Here is a 9,508-nt window from a genome sequence, read left to right on the forward strand (position 1 = left end):
CAGCGGCTCCAACGGCCGGCGCTGCCAGGCCAGCACCTCATCGGAGATCTCTCGTCGACGATCTTGGAGATCGTCTCGTGCGACACCTCGGTCCCGATCGTCGATTGAAGATGAAATTGGATGTCCCGCAACGTCATTCCGCCTGCATATAGCGAAATGATCATGTCGTCGAGCTCGCCGATACGACGGGTGCCTTTAGGTACCAGTGTGGGGGTGAACGAGCCATCGCGATCCCGCGGCACATCCAGGGGCACCGGGCCGGCTTCGGTGAGCACGGTCTTGGGTGAGGTGCCGTTGCGAGCATTGGGAAGCACCCGACCGGCCGGGTCACCTTTGTCGTATCCCAGATGATCGGTCAGCTCGGCGGCCAGCCCGCGTTCGAGAGCGAGCCTGATCAGCCCGGGCAGCAGCCCGCCTTCACCGGTCAGCGCGACCTCGCCGGTATCGATCTGCGCCAGCAGATCATCGACCGCGCCCGACGCCCGAAGCGCCTCGGCCATCTCCACCGTGGAAGCCGCCTCAACCAGGGATGCATCCATGTTCTTGCCTGTTGTCACGTCCTGCGATCCTTCCGTTAACAGGACTTACACAGACCATTTGACACGCCCGCCGGCGAGCTCACCCGCGACGACCTGGTGAAGTCGGGGCGATTCACCTTGGCCTTGAACTTCTCGTCGTACCTCTTCGCCATAATGCGAACAACCTTCCCTCAAAAGAAGGCGCGCACAAAGTCGGGGCGGTTCACTGCGCAGATCGGCCACCATCTGCACCGCCCGCGCCTTCAACTCCTCCGGATACCGCCGTCTCGACGTCCCTGCAGCCATGGACCCATCCTTCCCAAAAGAAGAACTCTCCAGACACGCCGGGGCGGATCAGACAGGCTCAGTTCATGTTCCATGGTTCGCCGTAGGTGGTGACGCTATCACCGGTCTTGGCGATCAGCCGGGCGAAGGGACGCAGAAGAACACCGCCGGCGGCGCCAGTAACCGTGCCATGGGCATTCGAGACGGCAACAGCACCGGCCGGGCCGGACACGTCCACCGAGAACGTCGCGACTTCCTGGATACCCGGACCATTGCCCAGGTCAGCAGAAATCGACACACCCGGGAATAGGTTCGGCGTGATGATGCCACCGAAACCGCTGCCGATGGTGCCCGGGAAGAACGTCGCCGGCGTCACACCATCGAGCAGGATGTTCGGTGTGGTGTAACTGAAATTGATCCCCACACCCAGCGACCATGGGAAACCAATCTGATAACCCAACTCCAACGTGCCCGCGAACTCATCACAACCCGTACCAGCGCAGTTGTACTTGGCCCGGCCCGAATGGAACCACTCACGCGTCAACCGGTTGCGATCCAGAGGGAACACCCCGTTGAGGAACGTGTCCCACTGCTGCACCGTCAACGTCCGATCCTGACCATCGACCAGGCTCAGCTCATTGTCCAGACCCGCATGAGATGTTCCCGCCCCCAGGAACAACGACGACACGGCCGCCGCCGCCAACAGCACCCGACCAACCACCCTCATGGTCCCCACCTTCTGCGGATTGATGATGTGTCATATGAAGTTTGCGACGGACGACAGTTCATCTGCAGTGTCCAGGAGAGTCACTAGCACATGTCTAGTTCATGTTCCATGGTTCGCCGTAGGTGGTGACGCTATCACCGGTCTTGGCGATCAGCCGGGCGAAGGGACGCAGAAGAACACCGCCGGCGGCGCCAGTAACCGTGCCATGGGCATTCGAGACGGCAACAGCACCGGCCGGGCCGGACACGTCCACCGAGAACGTCGCGACTTCCTGGATACCCGGACCATTGCCCAGGTCAGCAGAAATCGACACACCCGGGAATAGGTTCGGCGTGATGATGCCACCGAAACCGCTGCCGATGGTGCCCGGGAAGAACGTCGCCGGCGTCACATCATCGAGCAGGATGTTCGGTGTGGTGTAACTGAAATTGATCCCCACACCCAGCGACCATGGGAAACCAATCTGATAACCCAACTCCAACGTGCCCGCGAACTCATCACAACCCGTACCAGCGCAGTTGTACTTGGCCCGGCCCGAATGGAACCACTCACGCGTCAACCGGTTGCGATCCAGAGGGAACACCCCGTTGAGGAACGTGTCCCACTGCTGCACCGTCAACGTCCGATCCTGACCATCGACCAGGCTCAGCTCATTGTCCAGACCCGCATGGGACGTCCCCGCCCCCGCGCCCAGGAACGGCGACGACACCGCCGCTGCCATCGCCAACAGCACCCGACCAACCACCCTCATGGTCCCCACCTTTCCGAGTTTGATGTGCCGTATGAAGTTCCTTGCACACGGCGACGGCGCCGACAAGACCAGGAGACCCTGGTCTTGTCGGCGCCGCCCCGAATTCGTTGCCGGCGCCAAGCATAAGCCCTAGCTGTACTCGGCCATCAGGGGGACTGTGGATTTATCGGTGTTTCCGGCCTGACACGCTGAGCGAAGCTCGGCGAGGAAGGTGCCGTGATGACGACACTGGATGGTGTGGCGAGGAAGAAGCAGGCCGATGCGTCGGCTGAGGCGCAGGCTGCCGCGGAGCTGGTGCGGCTGGCCAAGGAACAGGGCCTGTCGCTGACCGGGCCGGACGGGCTGCTCAAACAGCTGACCAAAGCGGTGCTCGAGACCGCACTCAACGAGGAGATGACCGAGCACCTCGGCTACGAGAAACACGACCCGCCGGGTGCGGGCGCGGGCAACATCCGCAACGGCACCCGCAGCAAGACGGTGCTAACCGATACCACCGGCGCGGTGGAGCTCGACGTGCCCCGGGATCGGGCCTCAACGTTCGAGCCGCAGATCGTCAAGAAGCGCCAACGCCGACTATCCGGTGTTGATGAGGTCGTGTTGTCGCTGTATGCGAAAGGCTTGACCACCGGCGAGATTTCGGCGCACTTCGCCGAGATCTACGGCGCCTCGGTGTCCAAGGAGACGATCAGCCGGATCACCGACAAAGTGATCGAAGAGATGAACGACTGGTCGGTGCGGCCCCTGGATGAAACCTACGCGGCGATCTTCATCGACGCGATCGTGGTCAAGGTCCGCGACGGCCAGGTCGCCAACCGCCCGTTCTACGCCGCCATCGGGGTCACCTTGGCTGGGGAACGCGACATCCTCGGGTTGTGGGCCGGCACCGGCGGTGAAGGCGCGAAGTTCTGGATGAGTGTGCTGACCGATCTGCGCAACCGCGGCATCAAAGACACTTTCTTTGTGGTGTGCGACGGGCTGAAGGGGCTGCCCGAGGTAGTCACCAATGTGTGGCCTCAGGCGATCGTGCAGACATGCATTATTCATCTGATCCGCAACACATTTCGGCTCACCTCCCGCAAGTATTGGGACGAGATCAAACGGGATATCAAGCCGATCTACACCGCGGTCAACGCGGCTGCGGCCCGCACGGCGTTCGATGAGTTGACCGAGAAATGGGGGCAGCGCTACCCGGCGGTGATCCGGCTGTGGGACAACGCCTGGGCAGAGTTCATTCCGTTCCTGGACTACGACGTGGAGATACGGCGGGTCATCTGCAGCACCAACGCGATTGAGTCTCTCAATGCTCGCTATCGGCGGGCGATCAAGGCCCGCGGTCATTTCCCGTCCGAGCAGGCCGCGCTCAAGTGTCTGTATCTGGTGACCCGTTCCCTGGACCCGACTGGGGTAGGCAGGGCACGATGGATGATGCGGTGGAAGCCAGCGCTCAACGCGTTTGCGATCACCTTCGGCGACCGATTCCCGGCAGCCGAGACCTACTGATGGAAACCGCCGGAAACACCGTTAACGAGACAGTCCCCCATCAGGTTGGTCGCGGTCGGCTGATGGGTGGTAGTCCGTCGAGTGCGCTGTGGCGGCGTTGAGTGTTGTAGAACTCGACCCAAGGTGCAAGGGCTCGGGCGCGGTCTGCGTTGGAGACGAAAACCCGGCGATAGGACCATTCGCATTGCAGCGTCCGGTTGTAGCGTTCGCTGCTCCTATGTTTGTCAAGCCGCGGCGGGTTGGCTGTTCGGGTCAGTGAGTTGTCTTGTGGTCGTGGGAGGTTGGCGTAGATCTCCCGGGCGATGTAGCGCTTGAGGCACCGGATGATCTCTCTTTTGCCGAGTCCTTCGTTGGTACGTCGTTCGACGTAAGCGCGGGTCGGCTCGTGATGGCGTAGTCGCACGATAGTGACGATGTAGAGGGCACTGTTGGCTTGGCGGTCGCCGCTGCGGCAGAGGCGATGGCGGCCGGTGGTTCGTCCGCTGCTGGCGGGCTGTGGGGCCACGCCACAGAGTTTTGCGAAGGCTTTCTCGTTGCGGATCCGTTCGGGGTTGTCCCCAGCGATAACGAGGAACTGACCGGCCAGCTCGACCCCGACGCCGAAGTGTGGTTCCCCCGAGATCGTGGAGGAAGAATCGGCTGAGATCGGTCCAGGGCCTGGATCTGGGATTTCTCATCGACGCTGACCACCACCGCTCCTTTGGGCGGGTCCAGATACAGCCCGACCACCTCACGCAACTTGGCCTCCAACTCCGGGTCGGTGGAGAACTTGAAGGTTTCCACCCGGTGCGGCTGGATGTTCCATTTGCGCCAGATGCGAGCCACGGAGGCGAATGAAATTCCCAACCGGGTGGCCATCAACCGTGCAGACCAGTGCGTGACCCCCAGATGGGCCGGCGGTTTGCCCCTGTCCGCCAATGTTTCCGACAACACCGCGATCTCGTCGATCACCGCCGCACGCCCCGGCCGGGGATCGTCATCGAGTCCTTCGATACCGCAATCCTGGTAGCGGCCACGCCATTCGAGCACCGTGCGCCGCGTGGTGCCCGTCCGGTCGGCGATATCGGTATTGGGCATACCGTCGGCGGCCAGCAGCACGATCCGCGCCCGGGTCGCCAGTCCTGCCTTCACCGTCGAAGCCCGTGTCAACGACTCCAGTCGAGCCCGGTCACCATCACGCAACTGCAATGCTGCGGCCGTATACATCCGCTAATTCTTGCGGCCAACCAAACGTAAATGAATTAACGACACGCAACACTAGCGATGGCCTCCCTGGCCGCCCTGGCCGCCGCCCCAGGCTCCGTGCGCGCCGCCCCAACCGCCGTGGCCGCTGTCGCAATTGCCGTGCGGTGGGATTAACCAGCACTTGTCGTGGTGGCCGGGACTGGGTCGCGTTGGAGCACTGAATGTGGCTGGCGGTGCCGCACCATGGCCTGCCGCTTGCGTGGTTGCCGGAGCGGAGAGGGCTAGTGCGGAGGCGGCCGCTGGTGCGGCGATCGCTACCGCGAAACGATGAACAGCCTTGATAGTCATAGGGATTCCTTGCGTGTGGGCCGCCGTTGAGGTGGCCGTGATGGATGATTGCCGGTACCAGCGGCCCCGGGATTGAGGGCCGTGGGTATCGTCAGTCAGTTCCGCATCACGCAGAAATGCCGCAGTCGCTCACGACCGCCATGCAGAAGCCAGATCGCAGTGCGTGACGGCGGGCCGCGGGTGTTCGGCGACCGCACTGCCCGCAATGCCATTGACAGGACGACCGCAAGCGCCGCCGGCACTCCCCATCCGCGCCCAACGCCTGCAGTAGCCATGATTGCTGAGGCGGCCACTGGCAGTTGACATTCCTGGTGAACATCGACGGTGTGGGCGGCGGCAATCTCGGTAGATAGCCCCTGCGCTGCGGGTATCAGCGACGCACGCGGAACATGCTGGCCCTCGAAATCGTGAGTCGGGGGGCATTGGAGCGCTGGGATCAGCGCGACAGCGAGCGCCAGCAGCACCCACACTGCGCCCGCGGCGAGTCTGCCACGGGCGCAGGCACGGTCACCTGTGAGCGCCATCGCCCTACCTTAACACCGCCACGCACACCCGTAGGGGGTATGCATGTCCGGTGTCGCCCGCCGCGACAGCGCCGGCCATGAAGCGCTGTGCTGGAAGGTTTGCGGGGGTGGGCCGAAACGGCTCGGCGCGTCGCGGCATTGCGTGACGATTTGATCACATACCCGCTAGGGGCATTGGGGCCATGGTAGTTTTGTGGCCGTGAGGATCTGGGGCCGCCGATGCTGTCGCAGTCGGGTGCGGCTGTGGTTGGTGGCGCTGCTGGTCGGCATTACTGCCAGTTTGCCGCTGGCGCACTGCATCGGTGACCGTGGACAGCACCTCCGCGCACCTCAGCATCATCAGGCACCGATCACGATCTCTGGAGCGCCGGCAATCAATGTCGCCGCAATGACGGCGCATCCGCATGTAGGCAGTACCTTGCATGCGGCGTGGTGCTCGGTTTTTGACGTACCTGCGTTGAGTGTCCGAACGGATGGTCCGTTGCGGGTGTTGGTCACCGTGGGTGTGATGCTGGGCGCTGGTGCTCTCGGGGCGCTGTGGTCTGGGCGTGAGTGTCGTGGATCGCCTCGGCGACGCCGCTGCCCGGGGATTCCGCGCTTCGGGCGGGTCCTTCTTACTGATTTGTGTGTGATTCGCTGCTGAGGGTCGGGTTCGGCTGCTGGAGCGATCGTGGTATCGCCGGTGCGGCTCAAGCGCCCGTTACTACCTTTCGGCCGTATCGTTGCGGCCCTCACACAGGGAATTTTTCATGAACAACAGTATTGCTCTGTCTTCTCGTCGTAGTTGCACTCACCTGGGACCGAAGTTCCACGACCCCAACACGTTGGTGGGTAACACCCCGGTGTTGTGGGTGTCGGAACCTTTTGCTACATCTGACACCGGATTTTGGGCCAAGCTGGAGGCGCACAACCCCAACGGCATGAAGGACCGGCCCGCTCTATATATGGTGGAGCAGGCCCGGGACCGTGGGGACCTCAAGCCTGGGGCGATGATCGTCGAATCAACCAGTGGAACGCTGGGGCTGGGGTTGGCGCTGGCTGGGATCATCTACCGGCACCCGGTAACCCTGGTCACTGATCCGGGGATGGAGCCGATCATCGTTCAGATGCTGACCGCCTACGGCGCGCAGGTCGACATCGTGACCGAACCGCACCCGATCGGCGGATGGCAACAAGCTCGCAAGGATCGTGTCGCTGAAATCCTTGCCGTTGAACCGGATTCGTGGTGTCCTGATCAGTACCAGAACCCCGATAATGTCGATGCCTACCGCGGCGTCGCCGAAGAGTTGATCGATCAGCTGGGCACCGTTGACACCCTCGTGTGCTCGGTGGGCACCGGTGGGCACTCGGCGGGCGTGGGACGTGTGCTGCGGGAACACAATCCGAATCTGCGGCTGGTGGGGGTCGACACCATCGGTTCTACGATATTCGGGCAGCCCGCCAGCACGCGGCTGATGCGTGGCCTCGGGTCGAGCATCTACCCGGGTAACGTCGATTATCCCGCGTTCGACGAAGCCCATTGGGTCGCGCCGAATGAGGCCGTCTGGGCCGCACGAACCTTGGCCGCTAAATACCATGCCAGCGGTGGGTGGAGTGTGGGGGCGGTCGCATTGGTCGCGGGGTGGGTAGCCCGCACATCTGCTCCTGGTACGCGTGTCGCCGCCGTGTTTCCCGACGGTCCGATGCGCTACCACGGCACCATTTACGACGATGACTACTGCCGCAAACATGATTTGCTCGATCGTCCGCCGGCGCAGGAGCCCGATGTGATCGATGATCCGTCCGCGCGAGTGGTGGATCGATGGACCAGACTGACTCGGGTGATCGATCCGATCGGCCGGCAGGCATGATTCGGACTTTCCGTCAGTTCCGTTCTTTCGACCGGGCCAGCCAGATCCTGATGGTGAATCAATTCACCATCAACGTCGGCTTCTACATGCTGATGCCCTACCTCGCTGGATACCTGGCGGGGCCATTGGGTTTGGCGGCGTGGACGGTGGGTCTGGTCCTGGGGGTCCGGAACTTCTCCCAGCAGGGCATGTTCCTGGTGGGTGGCACCCTGGCCGACCGGTTCGGATACAAGCCGCTGATCGTTGCCGGCTGTTTTCTGCGCACAGCCGGATTCCTGATGCTGGCCTTCGTAGACTCGCTACCTGCGGTGTTGATTGCCTCAGCTGCAACAGGTTTCGCGGGTGCCCTGTTCAACCCCGCGGTGCGCGCCTACCTGGCGGCGGATTCGGGGAATCGCAGGGTGGAAGCCTTCGCCGTCTTCAACGTCTTCTACCAGGCAGGTATCCTGTTCGGACCGATCGTGGGTCTGGCATTGACGGCTTGGGACTTCCGGATCACCTGCGCCGTCGCCGCCGCGGTGTTCGCCGTCCTGACAGTGATCCAACTGACGGCGCTGCCGCCGAGCCGAGCCGAACAGAACCCGGACAAGCAGCCAGTGCTGGCCGACTGGCGGTCGGTGATGTCCAACAAGGCCTTCCTGCTGTTTTCGGGCGCAATGATCGGCTCGTACGTGCTGACCTTCCAGGTGTACCTCGCGCTGCCTTTCCAGGCGTCGCTGCTGACCGCCGACAAGAAATCCGAAACTGCGTTGGTGACAGGCATCTTTGTGGTGTCCGGGCTGGTGGCGATCGCCGGACAGGTGCGACTTACCGACTGGCTATCGGCACGGTTCGGACCAAGTCGCAGTTTGGTGATCGGGATGCTGGTTATCGCGGTTGCCTTCGTACCGCTGGCGCTGCTGCCATCGGCCGGCGCGGCCGGATCGATTCCCGCGACCGTTGCCCTGTTGCTGGCTGCGGCTCTGCTGGCTGTCGGCACCATCGCGACCTTCCCGTTTGAGATGGACACAGTGGTCAGGCTGGCGGGTAACCGTTTGGTAGCCACGCACTACGGGTTGTACAACACGATCGTCGGGGTCGGGATCCTCGCCGGAAACCTGTTGACCGGCTCGGTATTTGGTTACACCCGGCAGCACGGCCAACCTTCCCTGCTGTGGATGTCGCTGACCGCGGTAGGGCTCGTATGTACCGCAGCACTCTACGCATTACACCAAACCGGGCTCCTCGGCCAGGACGAACAGGTCGCATCGGCCACAGACAACGAGTCGTCGACTGATCGCCTTCCGTCACGGCGGTGACTGCCACCAATACACACGAACCGACCGAGCAGCCCGCATTAGAACAGGATCACTACTGGCCAGTAGCGCGCTCAAGTCGGCGGTGGCCACTTCGCCGCCGAAGACGATACCGATCGCTGTCGTGCTTGGCGTGCGACCACTTGAGCGGCACCGGGCCACGGTACAAGAGTGTTGTGGTACCCCCAAATCGGCCGACTTCAAGCACGGAGGGCCCGCAACGCAGTTGCGGGCCTCGGGCGGCAGATGCCAACTGGAGGAAAAACGCGCTCGAACAGCTCACCAGCGGGCAGAAGGCCGTATGTTGAGCGTCGGCGGCGCATTCGGGGCGGCGTCGACAGACTACGGTGTTGGTTTGTCGACGCCGCCCGTCGTCTGCGGGAGCTTTTGTGCAGGACATCGAGCCCAGAAAGTGGGGACTATGAAGGCATTCAACCGGGTGCTGGTAGCGGCGGCGGCCGTGTCGTCGTTGTTCCTGGGGGCGGGAACATCTCATGCGGGTCTGGACAATGAGCTGAGCCTGGT

General features: G+C 62.9%; 5 protein-coding genes and 5 pseudogenes. 4 read left to right on the top strand and 6 right to left on the bottom strand.

Going from position 1 to position 9,508, the window contains the following annotated elements; all coding sequences use genetic code 11:
- The 3 genes and pseudogenes from ACJH7A_RS29335 to ACJH7A_RS29345 form a co-directional block, all read right to left on the bottom strand.
- Positions 1–557 (bottom strand): annotated as a pseudogene (locus ACJH7A_RS29335) (transposase); the annotation flags it as partial.
- Between the two features lie 325 nt (positions 558–882).
- The gene (locus tag ACJH7A_RS29340; protein ID WP_406803217.1) at positions 883–1,530 is read right to left on the bottom strand and encodes an MspA family porin; all 648 of its coding nucleotides are present in this window, start codon (positions 1,528–1,530) and stop codon (positions 883–885) included.
- A gap of 94 nt (positions 1,531–1,624) precedes the next feature.
- Positions 1,625–2,281, bottom strand: coding sequence for an MspA family porin (locus ACJH7A_RS29345; RefSeq protein ID WP_406776331.1), 657 nt, complete (start codon positions 2,279–2,281; stop codon positions 1,625–1,627).
- Between the two features lie 219 nt (positions 2,282–2,500).
- Here ACJH7A_RS29345 and ACJH7A_RS29350 point away from each other — a divergent pair, with 219 nt between their 5' ends.
- Positions 2,501–3,781, top strand: a complete 1,281-nt coding sequence (locus ACJH7A_RS29350) for an IS256 family transposase (protein WP_406803218.1) — start codon at positions 2,501–2,503, stop codon at positions 3,779–3,781.
- Between the two features lie 40 nt (positions 3,782–3,821).
- On the opposite strand, the pseudogene ACJH7A_RS29355 reads toward ACJH7A_RS29350, so the two are convergent.
- The 3 pseudogenes from ACJH7A_RS29355 to ACJH7A_RS29365 all read right to left on the bottom strand — a co-directional run.
- Positions 3,822–3,989: pseudogene (locus tag ACJH7A_RS29355) on the bottom strand (integrase core domain-containing protein); the annotation flags it as partial.
- Positions 3,990–4,067: 78 nt separating this feature from the next.
- Positions 4,068–4,382 (bottom strand): annotated as a pseudogene (locus ACJH7A_RS29360) (transposase); the annotation flags it as partial.
- A 29-nt stretch (positions 4,383–4,411) separates the two neighbouring features.
- Positions 4,412–4,987 (bottom strand): annotated as a pseudogene (locus tag ACJH7A_RS29365) (IS630 family transposase); the annotation flags it as partial.
- 1,675 nt (positions 4,988–6,662) lie between these two features.
- Between ACJH7A_RS29365 and ACJH7A_RS29370 the strand changes: the two are divergent.
- From ACJH7A_RS29370 to ACJH7A_RS29380, 3 genes and pseudogenes are all read left to right on the top strand, one after another.
- A complete protein-coding gene (locus ACJH7A_RS29370; protein WP_061010369.1) occupies positions 6,663–7,688 on the top strand; it encodes a PLP-dependent cysteine synthase family protein in 1,026 nt (341 codons plus the stop codon).
- Entirely contained in the window at positions 7,685–8,986 is a 1,302-nt protein-coding gene (locus ACJH7A_RS29375; RefSeq protein WP_061001302.1) for an MFS transporter, read from the top strand. The genes ACJH7A_RS29370 and ACJH7A_RS29375 overlap by 4 nt, the downstream gene beginning before the upstream one ends.
- 418 nt (positions 8,987–9,404) lie before the next feature.
- A pseudogene (locus tag ACJH7A_RS29380) lies at positions 9,405–9,508 on the top strand (porin); the annotation flags it as partial.

Origin of the sequence: Mycobacterium sp. SMC-17 (genome assembly GCF_045310915.1) — a bacterium.
Taxonomy (GTDB): domain Bacteria; phylum Actinomycetota; class Actinomycetes; order Mycobacteriales; family Mycobacteriaceae; genus Mycobacterium.